The sequence below is a fragment of the Ethanoligenens sp. genome (genome assembly GCF_047718355.1).
Lineage (GTDB): Bacteria > Bacillota > Clostridia > Oscillospirales > Ethanoligenentaceae > Ethanoligenens.
The window spans coordinates 1-21496 of the sequence record NZ_JBDNLG010000018.1 but is presented as its reverse complement, the minus strand read 5'-3'; the positions used below and the strand labels follow the sequence as shown (position 1 = coordinate 21496).

Below are 21496 nucleotides of genomic sequence, written 5' to 3'. Positions count from 1 at the left end.
AAAAGGAGCGATCTCACATGACGTTTGTAGCCGCAACAGGCAACGCACATAAATTGGCGGAGATTGCCCGCATCCTCGCGCCGCTGGGGCATAAGGTGATTTCCCAGCAGGAAGCGGGCGTGGATTGCGCACCGGAAGAGAATGGCGCAACCTTCGCCGAAAACGCCCGCATCAAAGCGGAAGCTGTCTGTAAGATGGCAGACTGTCCTGCGGTTGCGGACGATTCCGGGTTATGCGTGGACGCACTGGATGGTGCGCCAGGCATCTATTCCGCGCGATACGCGGGTGCGGATGCGACCGACGACGACCGTATCGCCAAATTGCTGGATGCGCTGGACGGTCTGTCGCGCGAGAAGCGCACGGCGCGTTTTGTATCCGCAGTTTGCTGCCTGTTTCCGGACGGACGGGAAATCGCCGTGCAGGGCGAGTGCGAAGGGTTTGTTGCATTTGCAAAAGAGGGTGCGGATGGGTTCGGGTACGACCCGATATTCATTGAAGCGGTCACCGGTAAAACCTTTGCGGCGCTTTCCGGCGCGGAAAAGGATGCATGCAGCCACCGCGGCAAGGCACTGCGGGCGCTTGCGCAAGCGTTGGCCACAACCGGCAGATTATAAAACACGGCAGACAGAGAAGAGACCCGGCGTGACCGGTGTCAGATGATAGAAAATATATGGTGTAGGAAAACGGAGGATACTCGATTGCTCAATTCCAAACAGCGCGCCGCTTTGCGGGCCATGGCAAATCCCATCGACACTTTGTTCCAAGTGGGGAAACAAGGTGTGACCGAACCACTGCAGCGGCAGGCGGATATTGCTTTGCTTGCGCGCGAGCTCATCAAGCTGCGCGTATTGGAAACCGCGCCGGTTTCGGCGAAAGAAGCCGCGAACACGCTGGCGGAGGCGCTTGGTGCGGACGTGGTGCAGGTGATTGGCACGCGGTTTGTGCTCTACCGCCCCAACCCGGAACACCCGGTCATCAAGGTGTGAGGGGGAAGTGGCGTTGAATAAAATCGGCGTTTTCGGCGGCACGTTCAATCCCATACACAATGGGCACCTGCATCTTGCCAAAGGGTATCGGAACGCGCTCGGGCTGGATCGGGTGCTGTTTGTGCCCACTTGCATCCCGCCGCACAAGGATGCGGATGATTTGCTGCCCGCGTCCAACCGGCTGGATATGTGTGAGCTGGCGACGCGGGATATATCCAGCATGGCTGTCTCGGATGTGGAAATCCGCCGGGGCGGCAAAAGTTATACGGTGGATACTTTGCGCGAACTGGCGGAAATGTATCCGGATGACCAGTTGTATTTTTTGATGGGGGCGGACATGTTCCTCACCATTGAGGAGTGGAACGGGTTTGATGAAATTGCCCGCACGGCGGAACTGTGCACGGCGTCCCGTCACGAGGGCGAGCTTCCCATTTTGAAAGAGCATGCCCATATGCTGGAGCAGAAGTACGGCACACACTGCCATATCAAGGCCATTCCGGTGCTGGATATCTCCTCTACGCAGGTGCGGGACGCGCTGGCGGGCGGCGATGATATCCATGAATTGGTGCCGGACGCTGTGCAGGACTATATTTATAAAAACGGCCTGTACCGGCCATAAACGGTGCGGACAGGGACGGGACAAGGGGACAGATTCAATGGATACAGAACGGTTTCTGGAGATACTAAATCGTACACTCAGTGAAAAACGGTATTTTCACTCGCTGATGGTTTCCAAAGCAGCGGAAGAACTGGCAAAGCGGTACGGCGGAGATGTGCAGCGGGCCGCTTTTGCGGGTCTGGTGCATGACATCGCCAAAGAAATGAAGCCGGAAGCGCAGTTGCAAACCATGCAAAAATATAGTATACTGCTTGATGACGTTGAGCGTGTAACTCCCAAATTGTGGCATGCCATCGCGGGGTATGCACTGCTCAAATACGAGTACGGCGTGACCGACGAAATGGTATTGGATGCGGTGCGCTGGCACACCACGGGCCGCAAAGGGATGCCGGTGCTCAGCAAAATCGTTTATTTGGCGGACTGTATTTCCGAGGATCGGGATTTTCCCGGTGTGGAGGAGGTTCGTGCCGCCGCCGAACGTTCGCTGGATGACGGGTATCTGGAGATGCTGAACCGCTCAATTGAGGGGCTGCTGCACTTCGGGGCGCTTTTGCATATGGGCACGGTGGAGGCGCGTAATGAATTGCTGCTGACAAGGCGGGATGTTTCCGCTGCAACATAAGGCGTGGAGTTTCCCGCCGGTTTTCGCCCTCGCGGCGGTGCATGGGCAGGCCGCCCGTGCATCGTCGTTTTCTTTTTGCAGAAATAGAAATGAAACAGAAATAAGGAGGCGGTCTCTCTGACCTCAAAGGAACTATTAGAAAAAGCAGTTGCGATTTTAAGCAACCGCAAAGCGGAAGATCTGACAGCGATCGGAATCGGCGGCATCAGCATTGTGGCGGATTATTTTCTGTTGGCGACCGGTAACAGCACCACACAGGTGAAGTCGCTGGCCGAAGAGGTGGAATTCCAATTTTCGCAGGTGGGTGAAGAGCCGCTGCGGACGGAGGGGATGCGCTCCGGCACTTGGGCTGTGCTCGATTATGGCGGTCTGGTCGTTCATATCTTCCATCGGGAGACCCGCGCGTTTTACAATCTGGAACGTCTTTGGGCGGATGGGGAACGCATTGATATACAGCAATTGATCAAGCAGGAGGACTGAACCGTGCACTACGATTTCGCCGCAATTGAAAAGAAATGGCAGAAAATCTGGGAGGATACCGGCGCTTTTCACGCAAAGAACGACTTTTCACTCCCCAAGTTTTATGCGCTGGTTGAATTTCCATATCCGTCCGGACAAGGGCTGCATGTTGGGCATCCGCGTTCCTACACGGCATTGGACATCGTGGCGCGCAAACGGCGGCTGGAAGGCTACAATGTGCTTTACCCGATGGGGTGGGACGCATTCGGTCTGCCCACGGAGAACTTTGCCATCAAGAACCACATCCATCCCGAGGTTGTGACCAAAAACAATGTGGCGCATTTTAAGCAGCAGCTGCAATCGTTGGGGCTGTCGTTTGACTGGTCGCGGGAAATTAACACCACAGACCCGTCCTATTATAAATGGACACAGTGGATTTTTCTTCAGCTTTATAAAAAGGGCCTTGCCTATAAAAAGGAGATGCGCGTCAACTGGTGTACCTCCTGTAAATGTGTGTTGGCGAACGAAGAGGTCGTCAATGGTGTGTGTGAACGCTGCGGAAGCGAAGTGGTTCACAAGGTCAAGAGCCAGTGGATGCTGAAAATCACGGCGTATGCCCAGCGCCTGATCGACGACCTGGATAATCTGGACTATATTGAGCGCGTCAAGACCCAGCAGAAAAACTGGATTGGGCGCTCGACCGGCGCGCAGGTGCGGTTTGATACCACAGCCGGCGACCCGCTCTTGATTTACACCACACGCCCGGATACGATTTTCGGTGCGACCTATATGGTCATCGCACCCGAGCATCCCATCCTTGAAAAGTGGACGGCTCAAATTGAAAATCTGGACGCGGTGCGTGCCTATCAGGATGAAGCGGCACATAAATCCGACTTCGAGCGCACCGAGGTGCAAAAAGAGAAGACCGGCGTGGAGATCAAGGGCGTGCGCGCCGTCAACCCCGCTACAGGCAAGGAAATTCCGATCTTCCTGTCGGATTATGTGCTGGTCACCTATGGCACAGGCGCCATTATGGCAGTTCCGGCGCATGACGAACGCGACTGGGCGTTCGCGCGTACATTTGACCTGCCCATTGTCGAGGTGGTCGCGGGCGGCAGCGTGGAGAAAGAAGCTTTTACCGACTGTGCGACCGGCAAACTGGTCAACTCCGGGTTCCTGGATGGACTCGCAGTGGAACAGGCGAAAGAAAAGATCATCGGCTGGTTACAGGAAACCGGACGCGGCGAGGCAAAAGTGAATTACAAACTGCGCGACTGGGTATTCTCCCGCCAGCGCTATTGGGGCGAACCCATCCCCATTGTTCACTGCGATAAATGCGGTTATGTGCCGGTGCCGGAAGACCAGCTGCCGCTGCGCCTGCCGGAAGTCGATTCCTACGAGCCGACGGACAACGGTGAATCCCCGCTGGCGGCCATGACTGACTGGGTAAACACCACCTGCCCGCATTGCGGCGGCCCGGCCAAGCGGGAGACCGACACCATGCCCCAGTGGGCGGGTTCCTCGTGGTATTTTCTGCGCTATACCGACCCGCACAACGACAAGGCACTTGCCTCACCGGAGGCACTGCAATACTGGCTGCCGGTGGACTGGTACAACGGCGGCATGGAGCATACCACATTGCATCTGCTCTATTCGCGTTTTTGGCACAAGGCCCTGTTTGACCTCAATATTGTGCCCACATCGGAACCATATCAGAAGCGGACAAGCCACGGCATGATTTTAGGCGAAAATGGCGAGAAAATGTCCAAATCGCGTGGAAACGTGGTCAACCCCGATGAGATGGTGAAGGCCCACGGTGCGGATACGCTGCGGCTGTATGAAATGTTTATCGGAGACTTTGAAAAGGCCGCCCCGTGGTCGGACGCCGGCATCCGCGGCAGCAAGCGCTTTTTGGAGCGTGTGTGGAATCTACAGGAGAAACTTTCTCCCGAAGATACGTATCGCCCGGCGCTGGAAAGCGACCTGCACAAGACCGTCAAAAAGGTGACGTCCGATATTGAAGACATGAAGTTTAATACGGCGATTGCCGCGCTGATGACGCTGCTCAACCGACTGAGTAAAGAGGGCGTATCGCGTGGGGAGTGGCGTACATTTTTGCTTCTGCTCAACCCGTTTGCGCCGCATATCACCGAGGAACTGTGGGAAGCCACCGGACTGGGCGGCAAACTGAATGCGCAGAAGTGGCCGTCGTATGACGAAGCCAAATGTGTGGACGCACGGGTGCAGATGGCGGTGCAGGTGTGCGGCAAACTGCGCGGCACCGTGGAAATGGATGCCGACGCCGATCAGGAAACGGTGAAAGCCGCCGCACTGGAATTGCCGCGTGTGCAAGCCAATCTGGAAGGTAAGCAGATTGTCAAGGTGATTTTCGTAAAAGGTCGGCTGCTCAATATCGTAGCCAAATAAACAGTAATATGTAAAAGAAAACAGGGATTGCCCGGTCGGGCAATCCCTGTTTTGGCATGTATCGGTATTTGTGTTACTCGTCCATCAAAGCACAGGGCGAGATATGGCGCACGCGCCCGGCAGCCAGCATCGAGATGACAAAAGTCAGCAGCGCAATGACGACACAGATTACCGGAACGGTTGCACCGGGCAGAATGAACGCCACCTTCAAAAGTCCCATTTGGCGAAATAGTGTGCTGACAAGTGGATTTGCAAGGAATTGCCCCAGCAGGCCGCCCGCCAATGCGCCCACAATGCCCACCGGCAGAAAACTGAGTGCGACCTGCCGCTTGAGCTGCGCGGTCGTGAAGCCCAGTGCCTTCTGGATACCGAACTCCTGGCGGCGGTGCACCAACATCGCGCCGGTGAGCAGCGCGAGAATGAGGATGACAATCAATCCCATCACCATGAACATCAGGGTAGCAAAGACGGCAACCACTTTCCCATAAGAGCCGAAAGCGCTCGTTCGGGTTGCACAGTCGTTGGACACACCGGTGGCCTGTGTGCTAAAGCGGGTGCTGATGGTGTGCATGGTGTCTGTAATATGCGTGTGGTTTTCGGTGTAGACGTACAGATAGGAAGGTACGTAGTGCGGGGCAATCCGGCGGAACCCTGCATCGGTGAAATACGTGCCTTTCCCCAGGTCGTTGACGCTCTGAGTCAAGCCGGTGATGAGGTAATTTGCGGTTTGCCCGTTGCAGGTGATGCGCACGGAATCCCCAACGCCTTTATGCAGTCGGCTTGCCAACATGCCGCCGATGGCGATCTCGTTGTCGTGTCTGGGGTAGCGTCCCGCGTAAGTCTGGTTGTTTTTTAGCAGGTTGAAATCCGGGATGACCGTGCCATAACTGGCCTTTCCGTCGGTTTCCACCATAGACAACCCATATGGAAACGTCTGTGTGACGTGCGGCAGCGCGCGGATATTTTGCAATAGTGCGTTTATGTTCGCAGTACCATCCAATGTGACCGTGATATCACTCGATTCGCCGCCCATCAGATGCATGACAGCGGTGTTATTCACGCCGAAGTTATAGAACAAAAGAAAGGTGAAAATCGTGGCGAAAGAAACCGCCGCAAAAATGATACCGAGCGCGATGTTTTGACGGATGCTGCTTAGCATGGATTTGCAGGCCAGCGACAGGCTGAGCGGTCCGTGAGATTTGTGTAGGGGGAAGTGGTTTCTGCGGAAGCTGTGGGTGGAGATGCCGCCGCGCAGCGCCGTGATGACCGGTAGTTTACGGATGCGTGCGCTGGTTACCAGTGCCACCAGTGTGACACAGAGCAGCAGAATGGCCAGCGAAAGCAGGCTGACCGGTGCATCGAACCCCTGCCGCCAGTTTAGGCCGGTTTCTGCCGCCAGAGATTGGCCGTGCGGAATGGCAATTACATAAGACAGGCCGATACCCACGATGCCGCTTGCCAGTGCCGTCAACAAAAATTGCAGCAGGAACGCGCCGCGAATTTGCCCGCTGGTGTAGCCGACGGCTTCCAGCGCGCCGATATTGCGCATGTCTTCTTCAATGCTGTTGGCAATGCGAAACCGCACGACCAGCAAAACGATGAGTGCCACCACAAAGGCAAAGGCGATTTCCAATGCCGCACCAATCATCACAGGCATGGAGGTGGCCAGCTTGGTGTTGTTGATGTCCATCCTTCCCAGCGCGTTGTTTTGTGAACCGCCGCGAATTTTGAGTAAAAGCGCATCGGACAGATCAGATGTGTCCGAAAGGGTTTTGGTATGGGCGTTGAACAATACGGTTTGTACGGAAGAAGGGGCGCTTAACTGTGAGACAAACTGCTGGTAGGCGCGATTCGGCAAAAAGCAACGGATGCCGCCGGTCATGGTGTTGCCCCAAAGCAGGTCTTCTTCAAACCCCGCGATTTTAAAACGGTAGGTTTTCCCAAGAATGGTCAACGGAAAGGTGTCGCCCAACCGGTATCCTTTCATAGAGAGCATATAGGGAACATAAATAGAGCGGTCCGTTTCCGCCTTTTTGGCCCCTACAAATGACAGGTGTGCGGCTTCATTGGTATTTTCCAGAGCAACCGAGGCAGAAAACGTAGAACCGCTGATGGGAAAGGAAGCAACATAGAAAAAGAGCGCCGTTTCTTTGGAAGTATCCGTCACACCTTTGTAGTGCGTGATAAACGTCTCCAATTCTGTTTGACGTGCTGTGCCAATGGTATCCGGCAGGATGGCGACAAGATCCGGCGTATGCAGCGCCGCCCGTTTTTGATCAAACATGCGGGGCAGGTTGGTCATGCTAAGCAGTCCCAGATTGAGCAGCAATGCTGCGATGAGGGTGAGCAGACCCAGTGTAATCCCGGCGCTTTTGTGCTTGCGCAGGTTGGCGGCGGTAAGCATCCAGACGCTTTGCATGTTTACCACCCCATTTCCTTGAGAAAGCCGGTGAGCTTGTCATGTCGGGCGCGATCGCCGCTTACATAGGCTCCCAAATCGCATTCGCCGCAGACCACACCGTCTTTTAGGTACAGGATACGGTTGCCGCGCCGTGCGGAGCGCAGGTCATGCGTGACCATGACGACGCTCTGCCCGTTTTGATGCACCTGTGTCAGCACGTCCAGCACCGCCTTGCCGGAAGCGGAGTTGAGCGCGCCGGTCGGTTCGTCGGCAAAGACGACTTTGGGGCTGTTGATGAGCGCACGCACCACTCCCGCGCGCTGTGCTTCACCGCCGGAGAGCTGGGAGGGAAACTTTTTCCAGTCCGCCTCGCTTAATTGAACCCGCGTGAACAAGTGTTTGGCCCGCTCGAACACCGTCTTGCGCTCGCCGCCCGCCAGCAGACCGCAGGCCAGCACATTGTCCATCACACTCATGCTGTCCATCAGGAAGACTTGCTGAAACACAAATCCGCAATGTACACGCCGGAACACGGCCAGTTGATCGTTGCTCATGCCGGAAATCTCTTTGCTGGAAAACACGATGCTGCCGAGCGTCGGCTTATCCATGCCGGAAAGCGCATAGAGCAGCGTGGATTTGCCCGCGCCGGAAGATCCCATAATAACGGTGAAGTCGCCCTCGCGAATCTCCAGGTCCAAATTTTTCAGCACATGCTGCTGCAAACCGTCATGGGAAAAAGTTTTGCAGAGTTTTTGCGTGGTCAGGATCGCTTGTGACATTATAATCATCCTCACAGTATCTGTTTGGCAGGTGCGGCCGTACGTCTTTTGAAGACGGTTTTATGATACCGCATTTCTTCTTAACAGGTCTTTAAGCGATCCTTAACCAATTCTTAAATACAGATGCGCTTCATTGGGCGAGGGGAATGCAAAGGTGGACGGAAAAGCCGCAGACGGCATTGCCGTTCATACGGTTCTCACAGGTGAGGGAACCGCCCATTTGCACCATCAGGTACTGCGCGAGGTAAAGCCCCAAACCCGAGCCGCTTTTTTCAGTGGCGTTTGCGCCCCGATAGAATTTATTGCAGAGGAGCGACAGACTTTCCGGCGGTGCGCCGGCTCCCTCATCCGCGATGGTGACAGTGAGAAAAGCGCCGTCGAATGCGAAGGTGACCTGAATGGCGGTGTTCGCGTATTTGTAGGAATTGTGCATGATGTTATCGAATACCTGCTGGAGCCGCAGACGGTCAAACCGTAGGATGCAGGAGGGAATGGGCATTATGACTGCGTGTCCGTTGTAATCAGCGGCGTGAAGCAGACTGCCCAGTACGGCGCTGCTTTCCTCCGTAGGCGAGACCGACAGCTTTTGCAGTTCTTCCAGCGAAGCATGGAACAGGTCGTTAATAAGTTGGTTGATTTGTTCGACTTTCGTGTAAACAGTCTGCCAGCTTTTGCATTTGTCGGCGTCCTGCTCGCGCACCAACATCAGCTCTGTTATGGCCTGAATGGAGGCGACGGGGGTCTTGACGTCGTGGCTGAGCGAGGCGACCAGTTCTTTTTTGCTCTGGCTGACTTTATATTCGTTTTCGCGCGCGTGAGCCAGTTCGGCGCGCATGAGGTCGAAGCTTTCGGTAAATGGGCCGAACAAATTCCGTTTATCCATGGCAAGCGGAATATCCAGATTGCCCGCCGCTACCCGTCTGGCAAACGCTTCCAGCCGTCGAAACGGACGCACCAGCAAGCCGTGCAGGTAGAGTGCAAATCCCGCGCAGAACAACAGCGGCGCCGCCAACAGGAAGATACCGGCAAACCACAATGTCTGTTGTTCGGTCTGCTGGTCGTGCATGGCCTGATTGTAGAACAGCACATTGCCGACGACTTTTCCGTCCGCTTCAATATCCAGAATGGTGTCCCTGCGCCTGACGGCTGCGGGGATGGAGGCCTCCGGCAATCCAGCACGCGTGGCGGCGCGTACTGTTCCGTTCAAATCCAGAACCGCATAGTCGAACGGATACTGTTTGTCAGGCAGATGCGTCGCATCCAGCGCGTTCCACTGTTCACCTAATGTGCGCGCTACATCATTGCAGGCGACAGGGTCGGGGATATCCGCGCTGTCTGTACGCAGGATGCAAAACAGCACAGATAATCCGACAAGGAAAAACACCACCATGAATAGAAAAATCGGTTTCAATTTCATGGCGTGTTTTCCTCAAACCGGTAACCGGTTCCCCAGACCGTTTGAATATAGACGGGATGGTTCGGGTCGTCTTCCATTTTTTCGCGTAAACGGCGGATATGGACATTCAGTGTTCCGTCCCCTGTGACGGCATCTTCCCAGACGTGTCGGAACAGCTCTTCCTTGGGGATGACGCGCCCTCGGTTCTGCACCAGATAAGCCAGCAGTTTGTATTCCATCGTTTTTAGCGGGAGTGGAACGCCTTGTTTCATGACGCGACTTGCGGAAAAATCGATCACCAGTGTCCCGCAGGTGAAAACGGGAGCTGCAAGTTTGGAGGATACGGCGGCGCGGCGGCGTTTGATTACGGCTTTCACTTTTGCCAGCAGCACACTGAGCGAGTAAGGCTTTTGTATGTAATCATCCCCGCCGATGCCGAGTGCCAGTATCTGGTCGTCGTCACTGGTGCGGGCGCTGATGAAGAGAATGGGAATGTCACTGGTTCGCCGCAGGTGTTTGCAAAGTGCGAACCCGGAGTCGCTGGGCAGATTGATGTCCAGCAGCAGCACGGCCACGGTGTGCTGCCGAAGAAAAGTAAGAGCGGCGGGTGTGTCCGATACCCATGCCGTTTTCAATTCGAACAGGTTAAAGTATTCACAGGTGCTTTGCGCCAGCGCCTCTTCGTCATCCACAATCAGGCAGTCGTAGTCCATGAGCAGCTTCCCTTCCATCAGTCGCATTATACCATAATAAAGCACTGCCCGCGCGTTCCCGGCAGAGAACAGGCGGGCAGTGCCAATGGCCTGGAAATACGGAAAAGCAGCCGGTGTGTCTGTTTTTACACCAGGCTGGGTTCGCGTGCCAGCAGTTTTTCAACGGCAGCCAGCTTTACGCAGAGGGCGAACAGTGAAATGGCGGTGCGCAATTCATCCAATGACGGCATAGTCGGGGCAATACGGATGTTTCGGTCACGAGGATCTTTATGATAGGGAAACGTCGCGCCCGCCGGGGTGGTTACCACGCCGGCCTCTCTGCACAGTTCAACGATGCGGGACGCACAGTTGTCCGGCGCATTGAAACTGATAAAATAGCCGCCGTTTGGTTCCGTCCAGTTGGCAATCCCCAACCCGCCCAATTCTTTTTGCAGAATCTCCAGCACAGCGGAAAATTTTGGTGCAAGAATGGCTTGATGCTTTTGCATATGCGCCTCGAGACCGGTAAGGTCTTTAAAGAAGCGCAGATGCCGCAGTTGATTGAGCTTATCCGGGCCGATGGTCTGGGCGGACATATGTTGTTTGGCCTCGGTGATATTGGCCACACTGGATGCTAAAACCGCGACCCCCGCACCCGGGAATGTGATCTTGGAGGTGGAGGCAAACATGTAGACCATATCTGGATGATTATGTGCGGCGCAGGCGTCCAAGATGTTTTTCAGATGGTCGTGCATGTCGCGGATATGGTGGATGACATAGGCGTTATCCCAGAAAATGCGGAAATCCACAGCGGCGGGCTGCAAAGAAGAAAATGCGTCCACCACCGCGTCGGAATAGGTTTTGCCTTCAGGGTTGGAGTACTTCGGCACGCACCAGATACCTTTAACGGCAGGGTCGCTCTCCACCAGATGTTTGACAGCTGCCATATCAGGGCCGTTTTCCTGCATCTCGACGGGAATCATCTCGATGCCAAGGCTTTCGCATACCGCAAAGTGGCGGTCATATCCCGGTACGGGACACAGGAACTTTATTTTGTCCAGTTTACACCATGGCAGACTGCCATTCACACCGAACAGCATGGCGCGGGCAACCGTGTCGTACATCATATTCAGGCTGGAATTTCCGCCTACAAGGATGTTCTCGGGCTGGACGTCGAGAATCTCGGCAAACAGGCGCTTGGCCTCGGGCAGACCGTCCAAACCGCCGTAATTGCGGCAGTCGGTGCCGTCTTCGGCTTTGCAGGTTTCTGCCGAGTCCACACAGGTAAGCATGGGGATGGAAAGGTCCAATTGTTCTTTGCCGGGTTTGCCGCGTGCCATATTCAGGTTCAGGCGCTGTGCCTGATAAGCTTTATATTGTGCCGCAAGTTGCTCTTTAAGCATCAGAAGTTCTTTGCTTGAGCGGGATGAAAGATTTGTCATGAATCCGGTCCTCCAATCGCGCCCGACCGCAATCGCAAGCCGCGGTGCCTGTCGGGGCATTACACCGAGCGGTTCTTATTATAGCGTAGATCGCATGATTTTGCAAGTTTGACTTTATAAAATTGCAAATATATTAAAATATCGGCACAAATAAAAGGTTGAAGCGAGTATTTTGCATTCGGATGTAGTACAACATCATTTTAACGGGTAATGTCCATGGGAGACGGACGGTACTATTCCCAATGTGCCTCTCCCGATGTTGTGCGTGACCGTGCTTCCGCGTCGACTCGTGCGACGGGCGTGTGCGTGCGCTCGGCGGCCTCTCGCAAGGACTCAAATTCCGGTTTGATTTTTTCCACGCCATGATAAACGCTGCGTTTGAGACGGATTTCCCCATAGTCGGTCTGCACCGAGCCGAAACTGCGTTCCATTACAATGCGGTCGCTCTCGCGTGTGCGCAGGCCGATAGCGCCGGTTTCCGCAAAGATGATTTCTGCCATGGCGTTCTCCAGCGCGGGTGGGCAGAGCACCGTGAGCAGGGAGGCGGGTCGGTTTTTCTTCATCAAAACAGGTGTATAATAGGCATCCGCCGCACCCGCTTTCAACAACTGTTCCAATACGTACCCGAGGGTTTCGCCGGTGGAATCGTCGATGCAGGTCTCCAGTACCCGCACGCAGTCCTGGTGGGGGTTGTGCACTTTTACGTTGGCATTGGATTCCGTTTCTCCCAGAAATGCGCGCACCACGTTGGCATGGGGGAATTCCCGTTTGCCGCCGCCATAGCCGGTTCGTTCGACCCGCATGACCGGCATGGGGCCAAACCCGTTTGCCAGCCCTGCCGCAATCGCCGCACCGGTGGGCGTAACCATCTCGCCGTTCACGTCCCGGGTGCGGTAAGGGATGTGCGCGGTGCGCAGAATCTCGGCAGTGGCAGGTGCGGGCACCGGCAATAGCCCGTGTGCGCAGCGCACGAATCCGCTGCCCTCGGAGAGTGGTGAAAAAAGGATGTTTTCCGCACCCAATGCATCCACGCAGACCGCCGCGCCCACAATATCCGCGATAGAATCCGCCGCGCCAACTTCATGAAAATGCACTTCGTCCAACGGCAGGCCGTGGACTTTTGCCTCCGCACGCGCAACAAAACCGAAAATGCGTTTGGATAAATCGCGTACGGCGGGTTTCAAGTCGCTGGCGTCCAACAGGGTTTCTACGTCATGCAGATTGCGGTGGCCGTGCGTATGCATGGATACATGATGCGATTCCTCTTGTGTATGCGTATGCTCATGCATGTGCCCGGATGTATGTATCGCCGCGTGGGAATCGTCCGGCTCCGCGTGTGTGAGGATGACGTTATAGTCCGTGCAGAGGATACCATGCGTTTGTTTTTTGGTGATTTCGATACGGAAATCGTCGATATGCAGTCCGTCCAGCGCATCGCGGAGCGTCTGCTCCGGTACGCCAAGATCGAGCAGCGCCGCCACAAACATATCCCCCGCAATGCCCGCCTGACAATCGATGTATAAAGTTTTCATGAGGTTTCCTCCTGTTTGTCTGCCGCGAGACGGTTGATCTGCGCCGCCAGATATCCCGCGCCGAACCCGTTGTCGATATTCACCACGCCCACGCCTGCCGAACAGGTGTTGAGCATGGTGAGCAGGGCGGACAGCCCGCCGAAATTTGCGCCATAGCCCACGCTGGTGGGAACAGCGATGACCGGCCGGTCCACCAGCCCGCCGACCACGCCCGCCAGTGCGCCCTCCATACCCGCCACTGCAATGACCGCGTTGGCCTGCCGCAGAACGTCCAGCTGGTCAAACAGACGGTGAATCCCCGCGACACCGACATCATACAGGCGGCTGACGGTACAGCCAAATGTTTCGGCGGTCACGGCGGCCTCTTCCGCGACTGGAATGTCGGCGGTGCCGCCGGTGCAGACCGCAATCGGACCGAGCGGACGCGGCGTTTCCCGCAGGCAGGTGACAATTCGCGCCGTCTTGTTGTATACCGCGCCCGGCAGCAAGGCGTGGATGACCGCGTAGTGCGCCGCATCCGCACGGGTTGCCAGCACATTCTGGCCGTCCTGCGCCAGATTCAGCGCGATTTGAGCGGCCTGCTCCGGTGTTTTGCCCGCGCAGAAGATCACTTCCGGAAACCCCTGCCGCAGGGCGCGATGATGGTCAACCCGTGCGAAACCGAGGTCATCGTACGGGAGCGTCTTCAACTGCTCCAAGGCCTGATCGACCGGCAGAGAACCGGTGTGCACAGCTTCCAGAATTGCTTGAATATCCATATGCATCATATCCGTCCTACTGTGCGTGGGAACGGGAGGACATCGCGGATGTTCTGAATACCGGTGAGGTACATAATCAGCCGCTCAAATCCAAGCCCGAACCCGCTGTGACGCGCGCCGCCGAACCGCCGCAGGTCGGTATACCACTGATAATTTTCCGTGTCCATGCCCAGTTCGTCCATGCGCGCCGTCAGCACATCCACGCGTTCTTCACGCTGGGAGCCTCCGACAATTTCCCCGATGCCCGGCACCAGCATGTCCATTGCGGCCACGGTTTTGCCGTCGTCATTCTGCCGCATATAAAATGCCTTGATTTCTTTGGGATAGTCCACGACAAACACCGGCGCTTTGAAGACCTCTTCTGTCAGAAAGCGCTCGTGTTCGGTTTGCAGGTCGCAGCCCCATGAGACCGGATAGGTAAAGCGGCTGTTTTCCTTTTCCAACCGTTTGACCGCGTCGGTGTAGGAGATGCAGGCAAAATCCGCCGAAGCGACATGCTCCAGCCGTGCCAGCAGTCCGTTGTCTATATATTGGTTCAAAAACGCCAGCTCCTGCGGGCATTCATCCAAGATCATCCGTAGAACAGACTGAATCATATCCTGTGCCAGCGCGCGGTCATCGTCCAGATCGGCAAATGCAATTTCCGGTTCCACCATCCAAAATTCCGCCGCGTGTCGGGTGGTATTGGAGTTTTCCGCGCGGAAAGTAGGGCCGAAGGTGTAAATTTTTCCGAATGCCAGCGCCATGCTTTCCCCTTCCAGTTGTCCGGAAACAGTTAGGCTGACCGGCCGCCCGAAGAAATCCTTGGAAAAGTCCACCGTGTCGTTTGATGTGCGGGGCAGATGATTCATATCCAGCGCGGTCAGGTGGAACATCTCGCCCGCCCCTTCCGTATCGCTGGCGGTGATGATTGGCGTGTGCACATATTGAAAGTTGCGTGCGTGGAAAAACCGGTGGATAGCCAGCGCTGCCGCCGAGCGGATACGGAATGCCGCGCCGAGCGTGTTGGTGCGCGCACGCAAGTGCGGCAGGGTGCGCAGGTATTCCAGTGTGTGGCGTTTTTTCTGCAAAGGGTAGTCTGCGGCGGAGGCTCCCTCAATTTCAAGGCGCTCCGCGTGCAGTTCAAACGGCTGGTGAGCCTGCGGCGTCAGCACAAGAGTGCCGTGCACGATCACCGCCGCACCGACCCCCAATTTCATGACGTCTTCAAAATTGGGCAGCGCGTCGGCGTCGCAGACCACTTGCAGTTGATCAAAGCAGCTGCCGTCGTTAAGCTGCAAAAAGCCGATGGCTTTGGAGTGGCGCAGCGTGCGTACCCAACCGGCCACGGTGTGTTCGGTTTGGTTTAAATTGCCCGCGTGGGCAAACAGTTCACGTATTTCTGTGCGGTGCATGGAGGATTCCCTGCTTTCTATTCATTTGGCGGTTGGCGGGCAGACACAGCCAGCCCGTGTTGTCCTCATTATAGTATGTTTACAAACCCCTTGCAATATCGCACCTAAAAGCGTCGAAAGATAAAAAATCCGACCTGGGGCAGATTCCCGCGTCCTCAGAAGGTTGACAACGCCGCCCCCCATGTTACAATGATTGTACACGACAGGGCGGGGAGGAATCGGTATGCGCGAATGGAACATCGGCACACCGGATGAACAGGCGGTGCGTGCATTGCAGGATGCAGGCTGTTCACCAGTGTTGTCTAAGCTGCTGGCCTTGCGTGGGTTTGCAGACGCTGCGGACGCACAGCTGTTTCTGGAATGCGCGGGCATACTGCACGACCCATTGGAGATGGCGGACATGGCTCTTGCGGCACAACGTGTGCGGCAGGCGCTTGCGGCCGGCGAGACCATCGCCGTTTACGGGGATTACGATGTGGACGGCGTGACGGCGTCCGCGCTGCTCACGGACTATCTGCGTGCGAAAGGCGCGGATGTCATGGTTTATCTGCCCGAGCGTGAAAGCGAGGGGTATGGCCTGAACACCCGGGCACTGGAGCAGCTCCATGCCTGCGGGGCCACGCTTTGCATTACGGTAGATACCGGCATTTCCGCGTTGGAGGAAGCCAAAGCCGCGCAAGGTCTGGGGTTGGATCTCATCGTCACCGATCACCATGAGCCACGCGCACAACTGCCCGAGGCGTTCGCGGTGGTTGATCCCAAGCGCCCGGATTGCCCTTACCCGTTTAAAGGGCTGGCGGGTGTGGGCGTAGCGTTCAAACTGGCCTGTGCCGTCGAGGGTGCGAACAGTGGCGAAACGCTTTTGGCGCGTTACGGCGATTTGGTTTGTCTGGGCACGGTGGCGGATGTGGTGCCTTTGGTGGATGAAAACCGTCTCTTGGTCAAGCGCGGGCTGGATGTGCTGGCACACAGTGAGCGGATTGGTTTGGCCGCGTTGCTGGCACAGGCAGGTGCGGACAAGCGGGTGCCGGACGCGTCGCTGCTGGCATTTACCGCCGCGCCGCGCATCAACGCCGCCGGGCGGATGGACAGCGCCCTGCCCGCACTGGAACTGTTGCTGACCGGTTCACCCGCGCGGGCGGAAACGCTTGCCACACACCTTTGTGCATGCAACGACGCCCGTAAGCGGGAGGAACACCGCATTTTAGGAGAAGCGGAGCAGATTCTTCAACATGAAGATCTGCTTCGGAACCGTGTACTCATTGTGGCAGGCGAAGGCTGGGCCAACGGAGTGATTGGAATTGTGGCGGCACGTCTGGCGGAGCGCTTTGAGCGTCCGGCAATGGTCATTTCATTTGAAAAGGATGGAATAGGCCGTGCGTCCTGCCGCAGTTTTGAGGGGTTTGCCCTGCACGAAGCGCTTGGCGCATGTGCGGATTTGCTGGAAAAATACGGCGGGCACGCGCTGGCGGCGGGTTTCTCGATTCGCCAGGAGAATCTTTCGGCGTTCCGTAGCGCGATTGACACCGTTGCGGCGGGCTGCGACATCCGTCCCGCACTGCGCCTGGACTGCTCACTGGCGGCTGCCGAGCTGACAATTTCCGCCGCCGAGGAGTGTGCGCGTCTGGAACCCTGCGGCGCGGGAAACCCCGCCCCGCTGTTTTATCTGGAAGATGTGCTGTTGACCGGTGTGTGCCCGTTGTCGGGCGGCAAACATCTGCGGCTGTCTTGTCAGATGGGCGGACAGGAATTTAATGCGGTGCTGTTTGGTGCCGACAAGACGGGGCGTACGTTTGCACGGGGGGACGTGCTGGATTTGGCGGTGGAACTTACGGTCAACGAGTGGCGCGGACGGCGCAGCCTGTCGGTGCTGGTGCGCGCCGTGCGGGAAAGCGTGGTGTTTGACCGCCAGCAGGCGCGTTACCGGCGGCTGCGCACAGGGGAAGAAGACGGTGTGCCGCCCTCCCGCGCGGCTTGTGCACTGGTGTGGCGTACACTGACAGCCTGCCATGGGCGCGCATTCCACTCCCGGCGCGTCTGCGGGCAGCTTCGCTTTCAGATGTCGGAACTGGACTACACCCAGTTTTTGCTGATACTGGACGTCTTTCGGGAAACAGGGCTGGTGGCGTTTTCCAAACAGGAGGACGCACTGGTCGCGCGGGTGTCGGCGGACAAGAGGGTGCGGCTGGAAGACAGCCCCCTCATGCGCCGTCTGTCGGCTCACAGCAACTGTATCCCGGCACAGGGGACGCGGAACATATAAGGAAAAAGGCCATACATCGAAACACGCATGGAGCGTGATGCGTAGCCGCTTGGGATCATAGACAAACAACACGCTTGGGCGTTTGAGGATTGGGGCAAAAATATGGATGAACTCTTATCCGGGCTTCTGGAAAAAATCAAGCAGAGCGGGATGCCGTACGATGTGCAGAAGATTACCACAGCGTATGAGCTGGCACATCAAGCGCACGACGGGCAGTTCCGTAAATCGGGTGACCCCTATATTATCCACCCGGTTTCGGTCGCCAAAATTTTGGTCGATCTTGGATTGGATACCGATTCGCTATGCGGCGCACTTCTGCATGATGTTGTCGAGGATACCGGCGTGCCGCTCGAAGACATTAAAAAGCAGTTTGGCAGCGATGTGGCGCTGCTGGTGGACGGTGTAACCAAGGTTGGGCGCGTGGCGCATTATTCACGCGAGGAACAGCAAGCAGAAAGCATTCGCAAGATGCTGCTTGCTATGGCCAAAGATATCCGCGTCATCCTCATCAAGCTGGCTGACCGGCTGCACAACATGCGCACGTTGGGCGCCATGCCGGAACAAAAGCAGCTTGACATCTCGCTGGGGACGATGGAGGTCTATGCCCCAATCGCGCACCGGCTCGGTATCCGCACGGTCAAGGATGAGCTGGAGGATTTATCCATAAGACACCTGGACCCCATTGCCTATCACGAGATCGAAGTGGCGCTGAAAAAGCGCAAGGACGAGCGGGAGGCACTGCTGCAGACCATCCAGAACCGCATCTCCGACCGCCTGCAAAGCCTGCACATGAATGTACATCTCGAAGGGCGTGTCAAAAGCGTCTACGGCATTTATCGCAAAGTCTATATGCAGGGGCGGGCGTTTGACCAAATTTATGACATTTATGCCGTGCGGGTAATTGTAGACACGGTCAACGAGTGCTATAACATCCTCGGCGTCATCCACGATCTGATGAAACCCATTCCCGGCCGGTTCAAGGATTATATCTCCACGCCTAAGCCCAATATGTACCAGTCGCTGCATACCACCGTCATCGGCAAGGAGGGCATCCCGTTCGAGGTGCAGATTCGCACGTGGGAGATGCATCACACTGCCGAATACGGCATCGCGGCGCACTGGAAATATAAGCTGGGTATCCACGGCGGGCAGAAGGACAAAGGCTCGCTTGAGGCACGGCTGGAGTGGGTGCGCCAGCTGCTAGAAGTGCAGACCGACGTCAAGGATGCGGAAGATTTCATCCATTCGCTCAAGACTGATCTCGCACCGGATGAGGTCTATATGTTCACGCCGCGCGGCGATGTCATCAACCTGCCGGCGAAAGCGACACCCATCGACTTCGCTTATGCCATCCACAGCGAGGTGGGGCACCGCATGACCGGTGCAAAAGTGGACGGCCGCATAGTCCCGCTCAATTATGAGTTGCAAACCGGGCAGATTGTGGAAGTGCTGACCTCCTCCACACCGGGACATGGTCCCAGCCGCGACTGGCTGAATATTGCCCGCACCAGCGAGGCACGCAGCAAGATTCGCGCGTGGTTCAAAAAAGAGCGGCGCGATGAGAACATTGTCGAGGGGCGTACCGAGATTGAGCGTGAGTTCAAACGCATCGGCATCCTGCTTACCGGAGACGCACTCGAGGCATTTCTCGCGGAAGTGTCCAGACGCCAGCATTTTAACAACACCGATGAATTTCTGGCGGCCATCGGGTACGGCGGCATCGTGCTCTCCAAAGTCATCCCGCGTATCAAAGATGATTACGTGAAGCAGGTGCATCCCGAGCAGATTCAACTGCCGGAGAACGTCACGCCCCGCCACAGTGCGGGGGGCATCATTGTGGAGGGGCTGGACAACTGCCTGGTCAAACTCTCCCGCTGCTGTAACCCGCTGCCGGGGGATGAAATCGTCGGTTTTATCACACGTGGATTTGGCGTATCCATCCACAAACGGGACTGCCCCAATGTCAACAAAAATCTGCAAAATCCCGAATATGAGGGGCGTTTTGTTCACGCGCACTGGGCGGAACATGTGAACACGCCGTTCAAAGCGGGGCTGCGCATCCTGTCCAATGACCGCTACGGCCTGCTTGCGGATATCACATCGGCTCTTGCTGCCATGCATATCGGCATTCATGCCGTCAATGCGCGCGAATTGAAAAGCGGCGAAGTGGAAATTCTCATCACGGTGGATGTCGTGGGAACCAAACAGCTCGAAAGCGTGTTGGGCCGGATGCGTCGGGTCGAGGGCGTGACGGAGGTCGCACGTTCCGGTAACCAGTGAGGAAATGCAGGTGTCTGCCTGGCGGCCTATTCCGGCGTATGGCGTATATCCTGAAACATTGCAATATAGACGATTAGGAGAGAATAAACATGGAGAAAACAGTGGAGTGGGGCGCTTTCGGCCCTGCGGATATCCTGCTGCCGCGCGGGTGCAGCATGCAGAAATGGAGTGCGGTGGCCTGCGATCAGTATACCAGCCAGCCGGAATACTGGGAGGAAGCGGAACGCTTCGTGGGGGAAGCGCCGTCCACTCTGCGGTTGATGTTCCCGGAGGTCTATCTGGGGAAAGACGACGCGCCGGTGCGCATTCGGAAGATTCATGCCGCCATGCGCGCCTATTTGGATGCCGGACGGTTTTCTAAATTAAAAAATAGCTTTGTCTATCTGGAACGCACCCTGTCGAACGGCGCGGTGCGGCGCGGATTGGTGGGCGCTGTTGACTTAGAGCAATATGATTACAGCACGGACTCCGCATCCCTCATCCGCCCGACCGAGGGGACGGTGGTTGCGCGCATCAAGCCGCGAATGGAAATTCGTGAAGGCGCACCTATTGAATTGTCGCACGTTATGCTGCTCATCGACGACCCGGACGACACCGTCATCGAGCCGTTGGCACGGCGCAAGGGGGCTCTGGCTCCGCTTTACAATTTTGAGTTGATGCAGGGGGGCGGACATCTCAGCGGCTGGTGGCTTCCGGCGGATCAGGCGGGTACAGTGCAAAAGGCACTGGCGGCGCTCGCTTCTCCGGAGGTTTTCGCGCAAAAATACGGGATGCCGGAAAAACCCGTACTGGTTTACGCGTCGGGTGATGGCAATCATTCGCTGGCAACCGCGCGCGCCTGCTATGAGAAACTGAAAAAGGAAATCGGCGATGTGGCGCGGAATCATCCGGCGCGCTATGCAATGGTGGAGCTGGTGAATATCCACGACCCATCATTGGTGTTTGAACCGATCCATCGTGTGGTTACCGATGTGGACGCACAAAAGCTGTGCGCGGATTTTGTAGAAGCAATGGTGGACGGCGGCGCTTCTTTTGACAGCGGGGATACGGCGCGGCGCGTACGGATGCTTTATGACTGCGGCGGGGTGGAACTCTATCTGGGTGGAAACGCCCTGCCGGTCGGCGTGGTGCAGGATTTTCTGGACGGTTGGATGAAAGAAAACGGCGGCAAGATCGACTATGTCCACGGCGGGCATGTGGCAGAGCGCTTGGGTGTGCAGCCCTCCGCTGCCGCATTTTTGCTGCCCACTATTGGGAAATCGGCATTGTTTGGCGCCGTGGCGCGGGATGGCGCGCTGCCGCGCAAGACGTTTTCAATGGGCGAGGCCAACGAAAAGCGGTTTTACCTTGAATGCCGCCGCATCACGGAGGACAAATGAGGGCGGTCGTGCAGCGCGTAAAAAGCGAGTTTGTACGGGTTTAAGGTGGTGTGACCGGGCAGATAGG

General features: G+C 56.5%; 17 protein-coding genes. 9 read left to right on the top strand and 8 right to left on the bottom strand.

Features of this window, described 5'->3' with window-relative positions:
• The first annotated feature begins 17 nt into the window (after positions 1-17).
• From rdgB to leuS, 6 genes are all read left to right on the top strand, one after another.
• Positions 18-614: an RdgB/HAM1 family non-canonical purine NTP pyrophosphatase gene (gene rdgB / locus ABF463_RS04575; RefSeq protein ID WP_415532376.1), complete on the top strand. Its 597-nt coding sequence runs from the start codon at positions 18-20 to the stop codon at positions 612-614.
• Between the two features lie 84 nt (positions 615-698).
• Positions 699-986: a YhbY family RNA-binding protein gene (locus ABF463_RS04570; RefSeq protein ID WP_415532375.1), complete on the top strand. Its 288-nt coding sequence runs from the start codon at positions 699-701 to the stop codon at positions 984-986.
• Between the two features lie 13 nt (positions 987-999).
• The gene (gene nadD, locus ABF463_RS04565; protein ID WP_415532374.1) at positions 1000-1605 is read left to right on the top strand and encodes a nicotinate-nucleotide adenylyltransferase; all 606 of its coding nucleotides are present in this window, start codon (positions 1000-1002) and stop codon (positions 1603-1605) included.
• 37 nt (positions 1606-1642) lie between these two features.
• The gene (gene yqeK / locus ABF463_RS04560; RefSeq protein ID WP_415532373.1) at positions 1643-2227 is read left to right on the top strand and encodes a bis(5'-nucleosyl)-tetraphosphatase (symmetrical) YqeK; all 585 of its coding nucleotides are present in this window, start codon (positions 1643-1645) and stop codon (positions 2225-2227) included.
• Between the two features lie 117 nt (positions 2228-2344).
• Positions 2345-2707 (top strand): ribosome silencing factor, encoded by a 363-nt coding sequence (gene rsfS, locus ABF463_RS04555; protein WP_415532390.1) that lies wholly within the window; start codon positions 2345-2347, stop codon positions 2705-2707.
• Positions 2708-2710: 3 nt separating this feature from the next.
• The gene (gene leuS, locus ABF463_RS04550; RefSeq protein ID WP_415532372.1) at positions 2711-5113 is read left to right on the top strand and encodes a leucine--tRNA ligase; all 2403 of its coding nucleotides are present in this window, start codon (positions 2711-2713) and stop codon (positions 5111-5113) included.
• 73 nt (positions 5114-5186) lie between these two features.
• On the opposite strand, the gene ABF463_RS04545 is transcribed toward leuS, so the two are convergent.
• From ABF463_RS04545 to asnS, 8 genes are all read right to left on the bottom strand, one after another.
• Positions 5187-7532 (bottom strand): FtsX-like permease family protein, encoded by a 2346-nt coding sequence (locus ABF463_RS04545; RefSeq protein WP_415532371.1) that lies wholly within the window; start codon positions 7530-7532, stop codon positions 5187-5189.
• A gap of 2 nt (positions 7533-7534) precedes the next feature.
• Complete coding sequence (locus ABF463_RS04540) at positions 7535-8293, bottom strand: ABC transporter ATP-binding protein (RefSeq protein ID WP_415532370.1); 759 nt, start codon at positions 8291-8293, stop codon at positions 7535-7537.
• A 130-nt stretch (positions 8294-8423) separates the two neighbouring features.
• Entirely contained in the window at positions 8424-9710 is a 1287-nt protein-coding gene (locus ABF463_RS04535) for an ATP-binding protein (RefSeq protein ID WP_415532369.1), read from the bottom strand.
• Entirely contained in the window at positions 9707-10402 is a 696-nt protein-coding gene (locus tag ABF463_RS04530; RefSeq protein ID WP_415532368.1) for a response regulator transcription factor, read from the bottom strand. Before ABF463_RS04530 ends, ABF463_RS04535 begins: the two co-directional genes overlap by 4 nt.
• Positions 10403-10527: 125 nt before the next feature.
• Positions 10528-11823: an aminotransferase class I/II-fold pyridoxal phosphate-dependent enzyme gene (locus ABF463_RS04525; RefSeq protein ID WP_415532367.1), complete on the bottom strand. Its 1296-nt coding sequence runs from the start codon at positions 11821-11823 to the stop codon at positions 10528-10530.
• A gap of 233 nt (positions 11824-12056) precedes the next feature.
• Positions 12057-13355, bottom strand: a complete 1299-nt coding sequence (gene larC, locus ABF463_RS04520) for a nickel pincer cofactor biosynthesis protein LarC (RefSeq protein WP_415532366.1) — start codon at positions 13353-13355, stop codon at positions 12057-12059.
• Positions 13352-14122, bottom strand: a complete 771-nt coding sequence (gene larB, locus ABF463_RS04515) for a nickel pincer cofactor biosynthesis protein LarB (protein ID WP_415532365.1) — start codon at positions 14120-14122, stop codon at positions 13352-13354. The genes larC and larB overlap by 4 nt, the downstream gene beginning before the upstream one ends.
• Positions 14119-15507 (bottom strand): asparagine--tRNA ligase, encoded by a 1389-nt coding sequence (asnS, locus tag ABF463_RS04510; protein ID WP_415532364.1) that lies wholly within the window; start codon positions 15505-15507, stop codon positions 14119-14121. Before asnS ends, larB begins: the two co-directional genes overlap by 4 nt.
• Positions 15508-15730: 223 nt before the next feature.
• On the opposite strand from asnS, the gene recJ reads away from it, so the two are divergent.
• The 3 genes from recJ to ABF463_RS04495 all read left to right on the top strand — a co-directional run bounded on the left by recJ (position 15731) and on the right by ABF463_RS04495 (position 21429).
• Positions 15731-17770: a single-stranded-DNA-specific exonuclease RecJ gene (recJ, locus tag ABF463_RS04505; protein ID WP_415532363.1), complete on the top strand. Its 2040-nt coding sequence runs from the start codon at positions 15731-15733 to the stop codon at positions 17768-17770.
• 102 nt (positions 17771-17872) lie between these two features.
• Positions 17873-20050, top strand: coding sequence for a RelA/SpoT family protein (locus ABF463_RS04500; protein WP_415532362.1), 2178 nt, complete (start codon positions 17873-17875; stop codon positions 20048-20050).
• Positions 20051-20139: 89 nt separating this feature from the next.
• A complete protein-coding gene (locus ABF463_RS04495) occupies positions 20140-21429 on the top strand; it encodes a DUF1015 domain-containing protein (protein ID WP_415532361.1) in 1290 nt (429 codons plus the stop codon).
• Positions 21430-21496 lie beyond the last annotated feature (67 nt).